13 protein-coding genes are annotated in these 20241 nt (G+C 42.3%); 4 read left to right on the top strand and 9 right to left on the bottom strand.

Annotated elements, in window-relative coordinates:
- Positions 1-24: 24 nt before the first annotated feature.
- On the top strand, positions 25-1644 hold the full coding sequence (locus tag ACZ5GY_RS08790; RefSeq protein ID WP_213691040.1) for an ABC transporter substrate-binding protein: 1620 nt from the start codon (positions 25-27) through the stop codon (positions 1642-1644).
- A gap of 101 nt (positions 1645-1745) precedes the next feature.
- A complete protein-coding gene (locus ACZ5GY_RS08785; RefSeq protein WP_213701410.1) occupies positions 1746-3692 on the top strand; it encodes a S9 family peptidase in 1947 nt (648 codons plus the stop codon).
- A 56-nt stretch (positions 3693-3748) separates the two neighbouring features.
- Here ACZ5GY_RS08785 and ACZ5GY_RS08780 read toward each other — a convergent pair whose 3' ends face one another.
- Positions 3749-5188, bottom strand: coding sequence for a leucyl aminopeptidase family protein (locus ACZ5GY_RS08780; protein WP_213691042.1), 1440 nt, complete (start codon positions 5186-5188; stop codon positions 3749-3751).
- Between the two features lie 143 nt (positions 5189-5331).
- Here ACZ5GY_RS08780 and ACZ5GY_RS08775 point away from each other — a divergent pair, with 143 nt between their 5' ends.
- Positions 5332-6381 carry a dipeptidase gene (locus ACZ5GY_RS08775; RefSeq protein ID WP_307879793.1) on the top strand — a complete coding sequence of 350 codons (1050 nt, stop codon included), beginning with the start codon at positions 5332-5334 and terminating at the stop codon, positions 6379-6381.
- Positions 6382-6470: 89 nt separating this feature from the next.
- Here the strand turns inward: ACZ5GY_RS08775 and ACZ5GY_RS08770 are convergent, their stop codons facing one another.
- The 6 genes from ACZ5GY_RS08770 to ACZ5GY_RS08745 all read right to left on the bottom strand — a co-directional run bounded on the left by ACZ5GY_RS08770 (position 6471) and on the right by ACZ5GY_RS08745 (position 12641).
- Positions 6471-7454 carry an ABC transporter ATP-binding protein gene (locus ACZ5GY_RS08770; protein WP_213691043.1) on the bottom strand — a complete coding sequence of 328 codons (984 nt, stop codon included), beginning with the start codon at positions 7452-7454 and terminating at the stop codon, positions 6471-6473.
- Positions 7447-8442: an ABC transporter ATP-binding protein gene (locus ACZ5GY_RS08765; RefSeq protein WP_213691044.1), complete on the bottom strand. Its 996-nt coding sequence runs from the start codon at positions 8440-8442 to the stop codon at positions 7447-7449. Before ACZ5GY_RS08765 ends, ACZ5GY_RS08770 begins: the two co-directional genes overlap by 8 nt.
- 9 nt (positions 8443-8451) lie before the next feature.
- On the bottom strand, positions 8452-9345 hold the full coding sequence (locus tag ACZ5GY_RS08760; RefSeq protein ID WP_213691045.1) for an ABC transporter permease: 894 nt from the start codon (positions 9343-9345) through the stop codon (positions 8452-8454).
- A 19-nt stretch (positions 9346-9364) separates the two neighbouring features.
- Positions 9365-10291 carry an ABC transporter permease gene (locus tag ACZ5GY_RS08755; protein WP_213691046.1) on the bottom strand — a complete coding sequence of 309 codons (927 nt, stop codon included), beginning with the start codon at positions 10289-10291 and terminating at the stop codon, positions 9365-9367.
- Between the two features lie 227 nt (positions 10292-10518).
- On the bottom strand, positions 10519-12423 hold the full coding sequence (gyrB, locus tag ACZ5GY_RS08750) for a DNA topoisomerase (ATP-hydrolyzing) subunit B (RefSeq protein ID WP_213691047.1): 1905 nt from the start codon (positions 12421-12423) through the stop codon (positions 10519-10521).
- Positions 12420-12641, bottom strand: a complete 222-nt coding sequence (locus ACZ5GY_RS08745; protein WP_213691048.1) for a hypothetical protein — start codon at positions 12639-12641, stop codon at positions 12420-12422. The genes gyrB and ACZ5GY_RS08745 overlap by 4 nt, the downstream gene beginning before the upstream one ends.
- Before the next feature lie 136 nt (positions 12642-12777).
- Between ACZ5GY_RS08745 and ACZ5GY_RS08740 the strand changes: the two genes are divergently transcribed.
- Positions 12778-13677: a YitT family protein gene (locus ACZ5GY_RS08740; protein ID WP_213699300.1), complete on the top strand. Its 900-nt coding sequence runs from the start codon at positions 12778-12780 to the stop codon at positions 13675-13677.
- Between the two features lie 2 nt (positions 13678-13679).
- Here ACZ5GY_RS08740 and ACZ5GY_RS08735 read toward each other — a convergent pair whose 3' ends face one another.
- Positions 13680-17201, bottom strand: a complete 3522-nt coding sequence (locus tag ACZ5GY_RS08735; RefSeq protein WP_213691050.1) for a UvrD-helicase domain-containing protein — start codon at positions 17199-17201, stop codon at positions 13680-13682.
- Positions 17188-20130 carry a PD-(D/E)XK nuclease family protein gene (locus tag ACZ5GY_RS08730; protein WP_213691051.1) on the bottom strand — a complete coding sequence of 981 codons (2943 nt, stop codon included), beginning with the start codon at positions 20128-20130 and terminating at the stop codon, positions 17188-17190. Before ACZ5GY_RS08730 ends, ACZ5GY_RS08735 begins: the two co-directional genes overlap by 14 nt.
- Positions 20131-20241: the final 111 nt, after the last annotated feature.

Below are 20241 nucleotides of genomic sequence, written 5' to 3'. Positions count from 1 at the left end.
TATCTCGTAGGAGGGAAGAACTGAATGAAGAAAAAAATGTGGATAGCTTTGCTTGCAGCGCTAGTGTGTGTCTTTGCAGTATCTGGGGCTTTTGCTGAACCTCAGACCGGTGGTATTTTGAGATGGCGTCTTATTAACGATCCACCGTCTCTTGATCCTGTTTTTTCTAATATTACTGTTGCAACCCGTGGCTCAAATTTGTATCTGGAAACTTTGGTGACAACATCTGCTGATGGTCAAAAGATTCTTCCTTTGTTGGCTGAAAGCTGGGAAGTCAATGAAGATGCATCAGTTTGGACCTTCCATCTGCGCAAGGGCGTTCATTTCCATAAGGCAATTTTAGGCGAACCCACTCTCAATGGTGGCCGTGAAATGACAGCCGAAGATGTGAAATATAGCTTTGAACGTTTAGTAAAAATGAAAGCGGCTCGTGTTTTCTTTGCAAGCAGTATTGCCGGATTTGAAGAGTTGAACGATGGTAAGGTTGATGAATGGAGTGGCATCAAGGTTCTTGATAAATATACCGTTCAGTTTACTCTTAAGTCTTCTTTTGCACCTTTCCTTGCTGTTTTGACATACCCTAACTTCGGCGTTCTTCCTAAAGAAGATGCTGAGAAATGGGGCAAAGAGTTTACCTTCCATCCTGTGGGAACAGGTCCCTTTATTCTTGAAAAATGGGATCACGATAGCTTGGTTTCCTTTAAAAAGAATCCTGACTATTGGAGAAAAGATGCTAATGGAAAGCAGCTTCCTTATCTTGATGGGGTAGATCTGATTATTATCCCTGATAATAGCGTAGCTTACCTTGAGTTTAAAAAAGGTAACATTGACGTATTACCAGATATTCCTGATGAGTACTATAACGAAATCAAAGAAGAGTTTGGCGATAAGTTCCAGGAAATTCCTGGCTTGAACGTTCAATATTATGGAATGAACCAGACTAAGGCTCCCTTTGATAATGTTAAAGTTCGTCAGGCTTTGAACTACGCTATAAATAGAGAGGCCATCAACGAATTAGTTCTTAATGGACGTTATGCTGTTGCAAAGGGTGTTCTGCCTCCTGGTATGCCCGCATATAACCCCGATATGAACAGCTATACGTATAATCCAGAGAAAGCTAAAGAACTTTTGAAAGAGGCAGGATACGACAAAGGTTTTGAAGTGACACTTCATTATAATAACAACCCACGTCATAAGGCTATTGGTGAAGCAGTTCAGGCCCAACTTGCTGAATTGGGAATTAAGATGAACCTTTCTTCTTCTGAAGTGGGAGCTCACTACGATGCCGTTCGACGTGGCGATTACGGTCTATTCAGAGCTGGATGGGCTGGAGACTATGTCGATCCCGATAACTTCCTTTATACATTGTTCTATTCCGGAAATATCGGACCTCAAGGAAACTATTCCCGTTATAAGAACAGCGAAGTAGATCAGTGGCTTGTTGCCGCACGCCAGGAAACTGATCATGAAAAACGTGTCGAGCTTTACAAAAAAGCCGAGCAGAAAGTTGTTGATGATGCTGTATGGCTCTTCCTTTTCTACAGCACAAACAGCCTTGTTGCAGGGCCAAACGTAGAGGATATTCATCTTGACTTCCTCGGAGACTATATGACGAAGCTTACACAAGTATATCTTGCAAAATAAACTATTCATATAGTTTTTGAATTAAAAGAGGGAGACCGTTTCCGGTCTCCCTCTTTCAGTTGAATGGAAAATGGAAATGAACGAAAGGAGTTCTTGGCACTATGAAACAAAGAGTAGAATTAACGGATTTGCTGAAATATAAATTTCTTTCAACTCCTATATTTTCACCGAATGGAGAACATATTTGCTTCAAGGTTCATCAGGCTTTACAAGAAGAGAACCGTTATGCCACAAATCTTTGGATTTATAATATTCCTCGCAAAGAGCTTAAACAACTAACCACATCAGGTAAAGAAAAATTTTTTGCATGGCAGCCAGATGGACAGTCTCTCCTCTTTGCCAGTGAGAGGAAAGAGCCTGGGAAAAAAGAAACCCATCTTTATTCCCTCCCTCTGGATGGCGGAGAAGCCCATTTCCTCAAAAGTATCCCCATGTCTCTCTCTTCCGTTGTTGTCCTTAACGATGATCTTCTCTTAATGATGGCTTCTTTCGAGCCAGAATATGTAAACCCCTATGAAGCGGATTATATGATTTTTGAACAGATTCCATTTTGTTCCAATGGAAAAGGTTTTACAGCCCAACGTAAAAATGGACTTTATTTATATAGGTTATCTACAGAGAAGGCCACGTTACTTTCTCCCCAAGACATGGACGTTGAAAATTTTTGCGTAGGTGATAACGGGAATAAAATTTTAGCTTGGGGGCCGCAATATCGTTGCGTCAAAGGACGTTATAATTCATTGTTTGAATTTGATCTTCAATCGGATAGCAACAAAGAGCTCTTAACTGGCGACACGTTTACCTGTCGTTGGGCATCATATGTCAATGGTGAAATATGGGTTACTGGCAGCTACCTTAAAGAACATGGAATCAATGAAAACGTTAAATTTTATAAGCTTAATAATGATGGTCTATCTTGTGTTACTCCCGAACTAGACAGAGGGTTGCGTAATTCCATAGGATGCGATTGTCGGTATGGAACGACAAATCTTAATCTTGCCTTTTTTGCCCAAGGAAACACCGCATGGTTTGTTTCTACAGATAACTTCAGATCTTATCTTCATACTGTTTGTCCAGATGGTTCGATAAAACAAATGACTCACGAGCTTTTTTCGGTTGATGATTATCGTATATGTGGAGATAAGGCTGCGGTTATAGGCTTAAAAGGATTGGGACTTCAAGAGCTTTATCTGGTAAAAGATGGAAAAGAAGAGCAGGTAACCCACTTTAACGATTGGCTTTTACAGGAATACGATCTTTCTGAACCTATCCATGTGCTTGTTGATAATGGAACAGACGATCCCATCGACGGTTGGTATATGAAACCTGTAAATTTCGAGGAAGGGCAGAAGTATCCTGCCATTTTAGATATACATGGCGGTCCAAAAACGACGTATGGAGATGTGTTCTTTCACGAAATGCAATATTGGGCTGCGCAGGGCTATGGTGTCTTTTTCTGCAATCCCAGAGGAAGTGACGGGAAAGGAAATGGGTTTGATGATATACGAGGCAAGTATGGAACAATAGATTACGAAGATTTAATGACCTTTACCAATTGGATTACAGAGAATATTTCCTTTATTGATAAAGATCGCCTTGGCGTAACAGGTGGTTCTTATGGTGGATTTATGACGAACTGGATTATTGGACACACCGATCTCTTTAAAGCTGCTGTTTCTCAGCGGAGTATCAGTAACTGGATTTCAAAAGCTGGCGTATCGGATATAGGTTATTACTTTGTTCCAGATCAGCAAGATGCTGATATTTGGTCGGATGCTGATAAATTATGGTGGCATTCTCCTTTGAAGTATGCTAACCAGGCTAAAACTCCGACGCTCTTCATCCATTCTGATGAGGACCATCGCTGTGAACTTTCTCAGGGGCTTCAGATGTTTTCTGCATTGAAGCGTCATGGCGTGGAGAGTAAAATGTGTGTTTTCAAGGGAGAAAATCATGAATTGAGCCGAAGTGGCAAACCTCGGCAGCGTCTTGCCCGCCTTCAGGAGATGACAGCGTGGTTTGACCGTTTCTTAAAAGGGAAGAAGTAAAATAGCATTGAAAAAGACGTCCGAAAATTAATTCGGACGTCTTTTTCATTTTTATGTTATTTATGATTTCTTAGAAGGTATTCGAGGCAGGTTCGTGTAGCAAAAGCAGATGCTCCGAGTCCATAGCAATCGAATTCCTTTTCATAGTAGTCAACTGCTGCTATATCAAGATGAGCCCATGGAATGGTGGGATCAACGAACTCTTTTAAAAACATTCCTGCTGTAATCATGCCACCACCAGGCCCGCCTGTGTTTACTACATCAGCATAAGGAGTATTGATTTGTTCTCGAAGTTTTTCATCGTCCATGCAAAATCTGTGGAAACGTTCACCCGTTGTCGAAGCTACCTGAAACAGGTCATCGCTTAGTTCATCATAATCGCAGACTAGCCCTGCAGTATAGTTTCCCAGAGCTGTAACAGCAGCACCTGTAAGAGTTGCCATATCAATAATGGCCTGAGGTTTGAATGTCGATGCATAAGCAAGCATATCAGCAAGAGTAACTCGACCTTCAGCATCGGTATTTTTTATTTCAATTGTTTTACCGTTGAATGCGCGGATAATATCATCAGGTCTGTACGAGTTCCCATCAGGCATGTTCTCGACAGCTCCGAAAAAGCCATGTACTTCATAAGGACATTGAAGAGGAGTAAGAGCTTTCATAATACCTAAAACGTTACAAGCACCGGTTTTATCACATTTCATGGTTTTAATGCCAGCTCTTGTTTTTATACAGAGACCGCCACTATCAAAAGTGACGCTTTTGCCCACGATAGCTATCTTTCCAAGGGGTTCTATTCCTTGAGGATGATATGTAAGATGTACAAGTCTCGGAGGTGTTTTAGACCCCTTGCCAACGTGCCAGAGAGCAAGAAGGCCTTGGTCCTGAATTTGCTGCTCGTCAAGAATGGTGAGATCCATATTATATTGTGACGCTATTTCTCTGGCGATGTCTGCCATTGTAAGAGGGGTGATAACGTTCCCAGGCTCATTAGCCAAATCTCTGGAATATGTTTGAGCAGAAGCGATATAACGGCCCCTTTCCATGGCTTCGAGGTTTCCTTTCTCAAGGAAAAAGGACTCACACTGTGTGGCTGGTGAGGTATCGGTTGTACGGTATTTTGTGAATCGATAGTTTCCTAAAATGGCTCCTTCAGCTACAGCTTTACTTGTCGCATCTGTTGGGTCTTCTGGCAGTGTAAGAGAAAAGGAAGTAACCCCCATAGCTGTTCCTTTTCTTACAAATTCGGCAGTTTTGTTGCGGTATAGGCAGATAATATCTGAATTTTGATCACTCTTTTTCCCCAGACCAATAATGGCGATCCAATGAGTGCCTTCAGAGGACGGAATAAATTGAATAGATCCCTTTTTCCCCCATTTCGAAGCCAAACTACTGTAGAGTGTCAGAGATTCAGGTATTTTGATATCCTCAAAAATCATAAATCCGCGTACACTCGTAGGTGTTGTGTATGACGGGTGAGAACTTAGAAAATCCATGACGTACACCTCCAAAAATAATGTCATCAAACATCTACTATACAACAAAGGATAGAAGAGAGGGTATAATCTCGAAGGTTAGTTGTGTATTTTTTTCAACTTCATATGGATATTACAACCTTACTATATTGGAGGCATAATTTATGGCAGATAAGAACGACATGAATCTTTCTTATTATGAGAGAGCTCAGAAACTTCACGAGAAAAATATAGTAGTTGATGCGCATTTTGATCTTTTACCATTGGTTTTGGGAAAGCGTTTAAAGGGTGAAACTCATGTTATTGAACGAGATTATCTTCCCTCTCTAAAAGCGGGCGGTGTCGGTCTGGTTATTTCCTCACTCTTTATACCCAATGAATATCTGCCTGAGATGGGGTTACGACGTGCTCTTGATTTAATAAGCGCACTTCATGCAGAAATGGAAGAAAGTCCAGGCCTTTTTGTTTTATGTAGAAATACTCGAGAAATTCGTGCTGCCAGAGAAAAGGGGCAACTTGCCATACTTCTGTCATTCGAAGGTCTTGAACCTATCGGAAACGACCTTTCTTTGCTTCGTATTTTTTATGAATTGGGTGTCAGAGGTATTGGTGTTACATGGAGCCGCCGAAATTACGCAGCAGATGGCTGCTTTTTCCACAGTGTAGAAGAAGGGAAAAAAGGTGGGCTCACTGAGTTCGGTGTAAAAGTTATTCGAGAAGCAGCTCGTTTAGGGATGTATCTTGATGTAAGCCACCTTAATGACGAGGGTTTTGACGATCTCTTTTCTTTTTATGAAGGACCTTTCATGGCCTCACATTCTAATTGCAGAGCGCTGGCTCCATCTATGAGAAATCTTACAGATGATTTAATTCGCAAATTAGCATCGCGAGGTGGTGTGATGGGCATGAATGTGTGCAGTACTTTTGTGGGAGATCCCGATGTGAAAAAGTTGGATGAAAAAGATTTAGCCAATCATGTTGATCATATCCGCGAATTGGCAGGGGTTGAGCATATAGGTTTTGGTTTTGATTTTTGCGATGAAATGAGAGATTTTACAAAACCTGGGCCTCATAGAAATTATGATTGCATAAAAGGACATTCTCGCTCTCTTGAGTTTACTGCGGAATTTCTTGCTAGAGATTACAGTGAGGAAGATGCAATAAAGATTATGGGCGGGAATTTTATGAGATTTTTGGAAAGAACTATAGGATAAACAGAGAGAGAATTTTTAAAAATTCTCTCTCTGTTGAGACTTCGTTGAAAAATAGATTGAGCCTGGCTTTTTTTGTGGAGCCGGGCTTTTTATTTTTCATGGAGAAAACAGGCAGTAAAGTGTTCGTTTCCTCTGTCGACAAGTTCCGGAATTTCTTGGGAACAGCGATCCATGGCGAATGGGCAACGTGTGTGGAAACGGCAGCCCGTGGGAGGGTTAGCCGGTGAAGGGATATCACCTTCCAACGGAATTCGTGTTCCTCGCTGTTCAGGATCAGGAAGAGGAATAGAGGAAAGAAGAGCTTTAGTATAGGGATGCATAGAATTTTCAAAGATCTCTTCTTTTTCACCTAACTCTACAATTGTTCCTAGATACATTATGGCTATTCTGTCGGAAATAAACTTTACGACAGAGAGGTCGTGGGTGATAAAAAGGTACGTGAGATCAAATTCTTCCTTCAAATCTATAAGTTCGTTAAGAACCTGGCTCTGTATAGAGACGTCAAGGGCACTTACAGGTTCGTCACAAACAATAAACTCAGGTTTGAGAGCAAGAGCTCGTGCAATACCTATTCTCTGCCTCTGTCCGCCAGAAAACTCATGCGGATAACGGAATCGATGTTCTGGAAGAAGACCTGCCTTAACAATAACGTCGGTCACATACTCATCTAGTTCCTTCTTGCCTTTGACAATACCGTAATATTTAACGGCTTCTCCTACTATTTCCTGCACTGTCATGCGAGGATTAAGGCTTCCATAAGGATCTTGAAAGATGATTTGTATGTTTTTTCGAATTTCTGCAGGATTTTCCTTCAAAGTTTCTCCCACATCTTTACCTTTAAAATACACAGAGCCTTCAGTAGGCGTAAGAAGGTGCATAAGTGTACGCCCAGTTGTAGATTTTCCACATCCAGACTCGCCTACAAGTCCTAGTGTTTCTCCTTTTTTTATGGAAAAAGAGACGCCATCCACAGCTTTTACGTAGCCTACTGTTTTTTTAAAGACTCCCTTTTTTATGGGAAAGTATTTTTTAAGTCCTTCGACTCTAAGAAGGTCTGGGCTATTTTTATTCATTTTCTACACCTACCTTCTCAGAGTGGTTTTCGTAGAGCCAGCATCGAACAGCCCTATTATCTGAAAGATTATAAAGAGGCGGCTCTTCCTTAGTGCATCTTTCAAAGCATTGAGAACAACGGTTATGAAATTTACATCCAGATGGAAAGTTTAATGGGCTTGGCACGACTCCAGGAATAACGTCAAGACGCGTAGACTTCGTGTGAAGTTTAGGAATAGAGTTCAAAAGTCCTTGCGTATACGGATGTCTGGGATCTTTGAAAAGCGGAACAACTGGAGCTCTCTCCACAACTTTCCCTGCGTACATTACCACTACTTTTTGAGCCATCTGAGCAATAACGCCAAGATCATGGGTAATGAAAATAATGGCGGAATTCATTTTATGCTTGAGTTCGTTCATAAGATCAAGGATCTGTGCTTGAACTGTAACGTCAAGGGCCGTAGTCGGTTCATCTGCGATGAGAAGAGCAGGGTTGCACGCCAATGCCATTGCAATCATGGCTCTTTGTCTCATACCGCCAGAAAGTTGGTGAGGGTATTCCAGCATCCTTTGACGAGCAGAGGGAATGCTTACAAGTTCCAACAGTTCCACTGCTTTTTCAAAAGCAGCCTTATTATCCATTTTCTGGTGAAGTCGAAGTGGTTCCATAATTTGTTCTCCTATCGTAAAGACAGGATTAAGGCTTGTCATAGGTTCCTGGAAAATCATGGAGATATCATTCCCACGAACTTTTCTCATTTGTTCCTCTGAGTATTTAGTAAGGTCTTTTCCATCAAAGAGGATTGTTCCTCCAGCTATACGTCCAGCAGGACGAGGTAAAAGCCCCATAATAGAGAGAGATGTGACCGATTTACCGCATCCGGATTCTCCTACGATACCCAATGTTTCTCCTGGTTCAACGGAGAAAGAGACACCATCAACGGCTTTGACTGTCCCTGCATCTGTATCGAAGTATGTTTTTAAGTTTTTGACTGTTAGCAGTGTCATGTTTTTCCCCTACCTTTTTAAACGAACATCAAGGGCGTCACGAAGGCCATCACCTACAAAGTTGAAAGCGAGAACGGTGTACATGATCGCTAAGCCAGGGAATATAGCCCACCACCATTGTCCTGTAGTCAGATAACGCTGGCCTTCAGATATCATGAGTCCCCAACTGGGTGTAGGCGGTTGAGCACCAAAACCAAGAAAAGCAAGCCCTGCTTCTGTTGTAATAACTCCACCCATGCCTAAGGTTGCCTGAACGATTATTGGTGCAATAGCGTTAGGCAAAATATGCCTGAATATTATTCTTGACGTTGGCAAGCCGAGAGCTTTTGTTGCTTCCACATATTCTCTTTCTCGAAGTGAGATAAACTGCGCTCTGGCAACACGGGCAATAGGTACCCATGTCACAATACCAATAGATATGAAAATGACGATCATTCCTGGATTTTTAAAGACAGCAACGACGGCCAGAACGAAGAGAAAGAATGGAAAGGCGAATACTACGTTGATGACCCACGAAATAATATCGTCAACATAGCCACCGAAATACCCAGCCAATGCTCCGAGGGTTACGCCTACAACGAGAGACACGATGGTTGCAAAAATACCGATCTGGAGAGATATTCTGGCCCCATAAATAATTCGACTGAAAATATCTCGTCCGTAGAGGTCTGTTCCCATCCAGTGCTCTGCAGATGGCGCTGCAAGTTTCGCTTTAACTCCTTCTGTCCAAATAAGCTGTTTGGTCGGGTCGTGAGGAGCTATAAATGGTGCAAATATAGCTATACTGAGCAAAGCTATAACCATAAATAACCCTATCATTGCTAATTTGTTGCGGCGAAAACGAATCCATGCCTCATACCAGAGGTTTCCTGTCGTAGCTTTCCTTTTTTGTTTTTCTGCCATAATTTTTTCTCCTGTACGTCTAGTCGTAACGAATTCGTGGATCGAAGAAGCCGTAAGATATATCAACGATAAGATTGGCTACAAGAAAGATGATGGCCATGAAAATAACTGTTCCACGAATCATAGGGAAATCTCGAGCTATCAGTGCATCTACAGAAAGTCGGCCAATACCTGGCCATGCGAAGATGGTTTCTGTTAGAACGGCACCAGAAAGAAGAGACGCTATTTGAGTTCCTATAATGGTGATGATAGGAATCATGGCATTTTTCAAAGCATGTTTCATGATAATTATGTTTTGTGCCAAACCTTTGGCGCGGGCGGTACGGATGTAGTCTTGATTAAGAACTTCAAGCATGCAGGAACGAGTAAGACGGGCTGTTAATGCGGCAGGTCGAACACCTAATGTAATCATGGGAAGTATCAGATATTTGATAGATCCGTCTCCAAATCCTGCACCTGGAATCCAACCAAGGGTGTACGCAAAAATAAAAAGCAGAAGAAGCCCTATCCAGAAAACTGGGGCGCTTACCCCTGCTATGGCTATAAACATAGCCGAGTAATCAAAAACGGAATATTGTTTAACTGCCGAAATAATACCAGCCAATATACCGATAGTGGTTCCCAGAAACAAAGCACCAGCTGCAAGCTTGGCCGTAGCTCCAAAGCGGGTGATAATGGCGTCTAAAACTTTTTCATTTGTTCGGTAGGATGTTCCAAGGTCCCCTTTACATACTTGGGTAATAAAGCGGACGTACTGAACGTGAAGCGGAAGATCAAGGCCTAAATCCGCTCGAATTTTTGCGAGAGTTTCCGGGTCGCCACGTTGCCCCATCATAATCATGGCAGGGTCTCCAGGCACAACATTAATAAGAAGAAACACGACTGTTATAACGCCCCACACAACAGGGATTGTGTAAAGAATTTTCCTCGTGATGTACGAAAACACGATGATCCTCCCTTTCCGTTGTCAAATATGTTTGGATGAATAGTATGTAAAAGCTAGGTCAAGTACACACCCCCTATGTATGTTGATACATCATAAAATGATACTCGATTAAGTGATTTTATGATGAATTGAATCTTTTTAATCTTATACAGAGCGCACAAAATAAAGCAAATAAGAGTCTCTTTTTTAAAGAGACTCTTATTTGACGTTGTCTCTATTTTTTACAATTATATATCAAGGTTCCGTACTTCGTGAGCATGGGCAGTGATGAAATCTCGTCGTGGTTCAACTTTATCGCCCATCAGAATGCTGAAGTATTCGTCTGCGACCATGGCATCTTCTATTTCTATTCGTTTTAGAAGCCGGTTTTGCGGATCCATTGTTGTTTCCCACAACTGATCTGGATTCATTTCTCCCAAACCTTTGTATCGCTGCACTGATGCTTTCTTGGAGTCAGCCATAGAATCCATGATTTGGCGCAGCTCTTTATCACTAAAGCAGTAAGAAATATTCTTTCCTCGCTGAACCCGGTAGAGGGGCGGTTGGGCCAGGTAGAGGTGTCCTTTTTCAACAAGATCGTGCATATAGCGATAGAAGAAAGTGAGCAAGAGCGTACTGATGTGAGCACCATCAACGTCAGCATCTGTCATGATGATGATTTTATCGTAACGAAGCTTGCTGTAATCAAAATCTTCTCCTATGCCACATCCAAGTGCCTGAATGATAGTTCGTATTTCATTGTTACTTAAAACTTTATCGAGGCGTGCCTTCTCCACATTAAGAATTTTCCCTCGTAAAGGGAGAATGGCTTGAAAACTTCGGTCTCGTCCCTGTTTTGCACTTCCACCAGCAGATTCTCCCTCAACAATATAGACTTCACTAATATGAGGATCTTTGCTGGAACAGTCGGCCAATTTCCCAGGAAGGTTCATTCCTGTCATAGCCGTCTTGCGTACAAGTTCTCTGGCTTTTTTAGCAGCAGCTCGAGCTTGTCGAGCACGAAGAGCTTTTTCTACAACAGGTTTGAGCACATCTTGATGTTCGTCAAGGTATGTAATAAGACCGTCATATACAACGGAATCAGTAATACCTTTAATTTCACTGTTCCCCAGCTTTGTTTTTGTTTGTCCTTCAAATTGCGGGTTGGGGAGCTTGACAGAAAGAACGCAGGTCAGACCTTCCTTAAGGTCTTCACCAGAAAGGTTCTCATCTTTGTCTCTAAGAAGTTTCGCTCGTCTGGCAACTTCATTTATAGCTCGGGTCAAAGCTGTTCTGAAACCGGATACGTGGGTACCTCCCTCGACCGTATGAATCATATTGGCGAAGGCATAGATACGCTCAAGGTAGCCGTCATTATATTGGATTCCAAGTTCCACAGATGCCCCATCTTTTTCTCCCGAAATAACGATGGGATCGGCAAAAAGAGGAGTTTTCCCCTTATTGAGGTACTCTATGAACGTTTTAATACCACCTTCGTAATGGAATTCAATGATCTTTGATACCCGTCGATCTTCAAGTGAGATCATGAGTCCCGGATTTAAGAAAGCCATTTCCCGAAGGCGACCAGTTAATATATCCGTTGAAAATTTAACTTCTTCGAATATTGTAGCGTCGGGCATAAAACGAACAAAGGTTCCATTTTGATCTGTTGGAACGCCATCTGAGAGGTCAGTTACTGGTGTCCCCTTCTCAAAACGTTGGGTTCTAGCCAGTCCATTGCGATGGATAGTTATTTCCAGCCATTCAGAAAGGGCGTTAACGACTGAAATACCTACGCCATGCAATCCTCCTGACACTTTATAGGCCTGATTGTCAAATTTACCTCCGGCATGAAGAACTGTAAGTACAACTTCTGATGCAGGTCTGCCATTTGACGGGTGAGGTTCTGTTGGAATGCCTCGGCCGTTATCTTCTATAGAGACACTCTCATCCTCATAAATTACAACACTTATCTTGCTGCAGTAGCCAGCTATGGCTTCATCAATTGAATTGTCTACGACCTCGTACACGAGATGGTGAAGGCCTCTGGCCCCTGTGTCCCCGATGTACATGCCTGGACGTTTACGAACGGCTTGTAAGCCTTCAAGTACTTGTATATCTTTGGCCGTGTACTGTTTGGCCGGTGCTGTCATACGGAATCTCCTCCTTGGTGCTTTTGCTTAAAATCCAAAGCATTACGTCTTGATTCTTTTACGAAAGCGCGGTATCTTCTAGATAGGGTCTCTGGTTTAAACCCAGTTGCAACTACAGACCCATCTTTCGTATAAAGAGCCGTTTCGTCCCCGTGGCGAACGATGGCAATGATCTTACCTGCTGAAATGATTCCCTGACCTTCGAGGGGAATGAACACGGCTTCACACCCTTTCTTTTTCTAGTGTTGCAACCTAATTATTATACCAAATATGGTTGTCTCTTGCTTTTCTTGAGCTGCTGCGCTAGAGTAACAATTCATTTTTTGGAATATATTTTTAAGGAGGATATGTGGATTGAAAGGCGTTTCTCGTTTGGCTATAAAAAAATCTCTCATTCGTTTATTTTTGGCTATAAAGGGAGAGTGGCAGGCTTTTACTGCCGTAACAGTTGGAAATATATTAATGGCTCTTGGTTTTGTTATTTTTGTTTTGCCCAATCGTTTTCCTGATCTTGGAGTTTCAGGTATTGCTGTTCTTTCGAACTATGTATGGGGTATTTCTCCGGCGTGGGTTATCCTTATTGCCAATGCTGCATTAATGGCGTGGGGGTGGCGAGAACTTTCACCTCGTTTCGTTATTTGGACAGCGTATTCTGTTGTTCTTTTTTCTTTGTTATTGAAGGTTTTTGAGGTTATTCCTCTTCTAGATCTTGAAGATAAATTTATGGCGGCCGTCCTTTCAGGTGTTATAAAGGGTTTTGGAGCAGGATTGATTTTTAGGGCGGGTTCCTCTACTGGGGGGATGGATATTCCCGGAATGGCTCTTCGTAAACGATATGGAATAGAGATGGGGCAATTTTCCATTTATTATAATACAGTAATTCTGGCGTTATCTGCTTTTGTTGTTGGCATTCAGTCGTCAATTTACGGTGTTGTTGGTCTCTACATTTATGGCATTGTCTTAGATAATACAACTCGTTCTTTTGACCGGCGAAAACAGGTGTTTATCATTACAAGTCAGCCCTATGACGTTTCATCTTTTATTACGAAAGACCTTCATAGGGGGGTAACCTTACTCCGCGGAGAAGGCGGCTTTTCGGGGCAGGAACGAATAGTGTTACTGGCCCTTCTTGAACCACGTCAAATGGTGACTCTTAAACGCTTTCTGGGAGAAAAAGATCCCAATGCCTTTATGTCAATTAGCGATGCTTCAGAAGTTCTTGGTAAAGGTTTTAAGAGCTGGAAGGCCTTATAGAACTATTTCAACGGCCACGTACACTCTCGTTTAAAGGGACAGAGAGAACAGCGTCCTTCTATAGGCTTAAAGGGACCAGATATAGCGAGGTGTGCTGTCTTTCGAACTCTTTCTTCAAGGGCAGTCCAGTCTTTATTTGAAACGTGAACAGGCTCTTCTATTCCTTCTCGTAAGTGCCATAGGCCAAGAGAGATTTGGGATATATGAAGAGCCTTTTTCATTGCTAATGCGTAAAAAGCCAGCTGATCTTTGTACAAGTTTTCAGGTACGTGAGCAAGGGTTGTTATTTTGTAATCGCGAATGAAAAGAGTGTCTTTTTCCCTCCAAAGTAAATCAATAGATCCTCCCATAGTTGGACCTTCTGGCAAAGAGACGCGGAAAGGGAACTCCTTGCGGATTGTTGTCCTGTTTTCCCGAATCTGTTTAACCAAAGAACTCTCTTGAAAGGAGAAAAGCCAAGAATATACATCTTCTCTCGTGTGAGTTCTTTTCCAGACTGGCCTAAGCTCTGATGGTAATGTTTCTGCAAACTCAAGCCAATTTTTTTGAGGAAAGAAGGAATCGAGTGGTACAGATATAAAATCCCATCGAGAGAGGAGAATGTGTACCAAACTCCCTACGTCTGTTCCTCCCTCTGTCGGGTCATCGCTTGGTTGTTCCCATACGAGTTCTTGCCCTTGCCTGTGTTTTAGTCGAAAGGCGTAAGGGCAGTATTGGAAAAGAGCAAATGATGTAGCGCTTATTTTAGATAAAAATTGAGGTTCCGGTTGTGGAAGAGGTACGAAAGACGCTATGTTTTCTGTTGTTTCTTTTTGTAGCTTCACATTAATGACAGAAGGTGGTTCGTCATTGCAAAGTGGCAATCCGGGCTTCCATGTCAGGAGCATATTAAGCCATGATTTCTCAGAAATAGAGTATCCATCTTTATTTTGAGGAAGGAGACTACATAAAACCAGACTATCTCGTGCTCGTGTTGAGGCTACGTAAAAGAGACGTTGCCATTCTTCATATTCTTCTTGCTCATCCAACAGTTTAGAGAGAGACCATGCCAAGGGCGGATTGGAAGATTTTTCGTCAGGGAAATGCCTCAAGGCTACTCCCATTTGTTTGGAAGGCATGAGTCCCTTTTTTTCACCGTCACTGCTGCTTCTTTCCAAGCCCATAACGGCGAGAACGGGAAATTCCAATCCTTTAGCCCCATGAACGGTCATGACACGAATAACATCTTCATGTTCTCCTGATACTTCTGCTTCAGTTATTTTTTCTTGCTTTTCCACGGCATCACGAAGGTATCTTGCACAGCCTGGTAGACTTATTCCGATGGTTTCTTCAAATTCTCTGGCAATATCGATGGCTTTGCGTATATTGGCGGCTACACTTCGTCTCTTCCACGCAGGGAAACTAAGTAATGTTTCGTTTCCTCGGCCAAGGAAGGAGGCAAGTACCGATGATGGGCCAAGAAAATGAGCCATTAAACGCCATTCCTGAATCTGCTGAGCCAGATGAGGCCATTGTTGTTGAAAGGTCTTGTATCTGTATCCTTTTGTTGTTGTTTTGACAAGCTCTTGAACATCATCAAGGGATAGTGTCGAAAAGGGAGAAGAAAGAAAACTTATAAGATAGTTTTCGTTCTCGGGATCATCCAAAAGGTTAAGCAGTTCAATGATATCTTGTATTTCGCTTCGAGAGAAGTAACGGGTACTTCCTTCAAAATAAATGGGAATCTGAAATTCTTCGAAGAAAATCTTCTCGAGCAGAGGAAACCACGTAGTTCGAGAAGGGACAAGAATTGCCATATCTTCCCATTGCACAGGACGGAGACATTCTTGTTTTTTGTCCCAAATCGTGTGTTTATCATTATGATAACGAGAGAAAAGACTAGCGAGACGTCTAATTTGTCGAAGGCGCATATCTCCGACTTTTTCTTTCTCTTTTCCTTCTTCAAGGTAGATAACTAAAGGGTCGACGGTACATTGCTGACGAGTTTTATACGTGTCGAGATTTCTCGGAACGTCCAAAGGTTCAAAGGGCAATTGTAGGTTTTGCCCGAGTCCGTCTTTCCATATGGAAGCAAAAAGGTTGTTTACCTCAGAAACAAGGTTTTCCCTGCTTCTGAAACTTTTATTGAGAGCAATATATTCTCCTTCTCCGCTTTTGGCTTTTCTTATATACGAAGCAAAGAGAGAAAGATCAGCATGACGAAAGCGATAGATAGACTGCTTTACGTCACCTACAAGAAAAAGACGTTGATTATATCGTCTAACAGCCTGAATGAGACGATCCTGAAGAGGGTTCGTATCTTGAAATTCGTCAACGAGAATTTCTTTAAAACGGCCAGCATATGATGGACTCTGTTCAAGGGCTTCTATTGCATAACTGATCATATCGTCGAAAGAAAGCCTGTTCTTTCTAATGCGGAATTCATTCCAAATTTGCCAGAATACAGCAGCGATACGAAGCATACATATGCGTGAAAGCTGTTCGTCAGAATCAAATCCTGAATGAAATGCACTAAGCCATGGTTCGTCTTTTTTTAGGCGATTTCTGTACGGAGAGACTGCTTCTCCAAGAGATTCGGCAATTTCATCTGAAAGTTTTCCGCGAGCCCCTTTCAGCGTATCTATGAGTGAAAGTACAAAAAGCGGCATATCATGTAGAGAAGGTCTTTCACCCCATTGTTTCATTAAACTTTGAATGCGATTACTTAATTGACTTTTCCCTTTGAGTTCTTTGAGGTTATAAAAGATGCCGATATCAGGTTCCAGAAAACGAAGCCATTCTTTTTCCCATTTTTGATACAAGCTTGTCTGAGCTTGTTCTAGAGTGGACTGGTCTCTATCTGGAAGAACGTTGCTCCATTGCCAAATATCTTCTGGACCATATCCTTGGCTGGCAAAGAGGGCTAGGGATTGCCTAGCATGAGTTGTTACTGCTTCTGGCCCAAAGGCGTTAATAATATTCATGAAGAGAGGGTCTGTAAAGAGGGTCCGTACCCTTTCTGTCCATAAGGATGGCAGACCTCTCTGAAACCATTCTTTATTCCACTGATCGAGAGCTTCTTCTGCTTCTTTCCAAAAAATACTTTCCTGAGGAGGAGCGACAACTCCAGATTCTGGGTCAAGATGAGTAGCAAGCCCGCATTCTTTAAGCACTCTCATGGAAAAAGCGTGAATGGTAGAAATATACCCTTCGTCAATACGGTCAGCGGCATCTTGAAATAAGCTTCTATATGAGGGGTGTTTCATCCCTAGTTGAAAGAGCATATTTTTAATTCTCTCAGCCATTTCCAAAGCTGCTTTTTCGGTAAAGGTTAACGTAAGAATCTCATTAGTTGCTGCGCGGCCTGAAATAAGAGCCCAGATGAAGCGCCATGCGAGAGTCCACGTCTTCCCAGTTCCAGCTCCTGCGCTAACTACAACAAGGGGGGAATCAGAAGTTATTGCTTCGTATTGTCCTGGAACGGCCTCAGTCTGCTCTTTTATCTGTTCTTTTATATGTTGCGCAAGAGTGTTATTTGTCTTCATCTTTTTCTCCTTTGCTTGCAAGTTCACTTTTTCTACACATAAGATTGAGAGAGCAGTAGTGACATGCTTTTGAATCATAGTTAGGGGCATATATACCAGACCGAAGGCTTTGTGCCATATTGTTCAGCCCAACTTTTGTCGCTTCAATGAGATCTTCTAGTGTGTTTCCGTTTCGCGCATTTGAACAGCCCGTAATCTCTAGAATATCCTGTTCTTCGACAGCACCTACAATAGAAGTGTCACTATGACAGAGATAGAGAGTTCCTACTACGCGGAGATTGGGCATATGCGCAGGCAACGTTCCTTCTCCTTCTTGGATTGCTAGGGTATATGCAGCTAATTGGAGATTTTTATTGCGGCCGTTTCCGCTGCCGAGCTTATAGTCGAGAATAATAATTCTTCCATCATTGAGAAATTCCACCCTGTCGGCTCTACCTGTAAAAGGAACCCCATTTACACTGAGGAGGGGAAGATCCATTTCTCTATATTGTCTGTAGCGAAGCTTCTCCAGGCCATTTTCTTCCATGATTTGTTGAAGATCGGCCAGTTTTAAGGTCTGTTGCAGAAGTCGTTCATTATGTCTGGTAAGAGAGGATCTCTGAAGCAGGTCAGGATAAGCGTCCTCTACTATTTCTTCCCAATAACGGCGAGCAAGTAGGGAGAGAGATTCTCCTGTCTCTTCATATGTTTCCCATACTTTATTCCAAAGTTGGTGCAGCGTACTTCCGCTTCGTGCCAGATCCAGTCCTGAAGATACGGGTTCGTCTATATTGAGACAGTTGAGGTTCGCAAATCTAAAAGGGCAATCCATATATTCGTCAAGCTTGCTAAGCTGCCCTTTAGGAGATACTGGAACTTCCGTTCTTTCCTCAGGAAGGTAGCGTTGTCTGCCTGTATATGGGTAGGCATCTTCTCTGATCTCAACACCTTCAATAGCAGGCTCCTCTTTTTTAGGCAGAAGATGACTCAATGTTCTCTCGAGAGGAGGAATTTCTTCTTTTGAATAAATCCACTTTTCCGAGAAAGACTTTCCGATGAATGGAGAGGGCGGAAGAGGTTTCCCCGATCCGTCCGCAAGTGGAGAACTTATAATTATGGCCTTTTCTCCACAGGCCAACAGTCGTCTGAATAGAGCTTCTCTTTGTTCTCTTTTTTCTTTAAGTAAGGGAAGATGTCCCCGTTCTGTTCCCATCATTTCATGAAGTGTCATTTTATGATCATCAGGAAGAAGGGAGGATTCGCTTATTTTGCCGGGCCACATAGATGCAGTAGTACCAGGCATTATCCAAAGAGATTTCTGTGTAAGGACTGGCGGAGTCCCGACAAATAAAGAAAGTGTTCCCTCTATTGCCGCAGGGAGCCAGATAGTGGCTATAGAAGCCCAGTGATGTAAGAAAGAGATAGCTTCCGATCCTGAAAAATGTACCTTTCCTGCATTGCCTATTCGATCTTGGAGTTCTCCGAGACTTTCTACTTTTTGTTCTGTTTCACGTAATGCTGCCTGAAGACGGCGAACAGACTCATCAAGTTCCGGATGATCAATGACCCAAAGGGAGAGTTCGTTGCCCCAAGAAGGTGATTCTGCGGCTAGGGTGTATAGGGCGGAAAGCAAATCTGCTGGAGTTCCGCCTTTTTCCATGGTTTTGATAAACTGACACATTTTTTTAAATGAAAGAACACCTCGTTCTGGTGCTCTATGTTTTAGTAGGTCAATCCAGCCTCCCTCACTAAGACTGAATATGTCTGTAGGAGGCGGTGTCTGAATTTCCCTTCCCGCGAGGGATGGTTCACGAAGGATATTCCACGTTTCTTCAACAGGCCATTGTTTTTCACCAGCAGACCATATCCTTCGGGCCAAATCCCAGAGAGGAGTTTGTTCTACTGTAAGCCCCTCATGAATGGAATAAGGAATATGATATCGAGTCAATACTTCTTCTGCCAAAGCCAGACAAGGACTGTCTATAACCATGCCCATTTTCTGCCACGAGGTTGTAGAAGGAAGAATATTATGCTCTGTAATATAGCCTTTCTGGTTCTTCCACAATACAAGCTCTCGTGCCAGTGTTTCCATTTCCATTCGTGGAGATCCCGATGTAATTCGCAGGGCGTTCAGTGTCCCCGATGAGGGAAGACTTTCTACCAAGGCTCCGGGAAACTGATCTACTGTGGTGTAAAAATTATCTAAACCCGTTTGTGGTGTATATATTGTTATTGTTGCTCCTAACGAAGAGAGATGTGAAAGCAGATGTATCTGACTTGAATTAAAGCTTAGAAATCCAACAAATACGAAATGGCGATTAACAACCCATCGTAGCAGTGAAGAGGGACCCTCTTTGAGGAAACGAAGAGCTATAAGAGGAATTTGCGCACTATCTACAAGATGCCATCTCTCTAAATATTCTACGTAAAGGTGAAAAAGGTGACAGAGAATTCCTTCTGGTGTGTGAATATGGGGACATTTTTCTCGGTTACAATTACCACACTCAAGAGAGAGCCCCAATGTTTCTGGCGAAACAGCTTCTCGTAATAACTCTCTAAAATGGTCTCCCAATGTTGAAATAAAGCCGGTTTGCCACACTCCAGGAGGAAGAAGTGTGTTTCCTTTTTGACTTTCCAAAAAATCTTTAACGATATACCGAACAATGAGCCAGTGGTCAGGAGGATCAATTTGGCGAATGTAGTTATTTTGACCTCCTTCAGAATTGTCAGATATGAATGTTTCAAATTGGCGGATAAGATCATCCCATCGCCAAATAGCGGGAGCACTTTGTCCTGCCATATTGTGGGGAAAAATAACATCTTGCAATAATTTTCTATCTCTGCTCGTGGGAACAAAAAATATACAGGAAGGCTTTTGGGCTGCTAAATGAAGCTCTCTTTCAAGTTCTGAAACTTTTCGATAAAGAACTATACGAGGTGATACTGTCATAAAAAGCCCTCCCAATCATGTAATCATCCACATTTATTTTACCTCAAAGATATTTTTAATGGGGCAAGTCGTCTTATTCTGATCAATTATACATCAATGATGCTTATGTCC

This window comes from Aminobacterium thunnarium (genome assembly GCF_055390565.1).
This window is presented reverse-complemented; position numbering and strand designations above follow the sequence as displayed.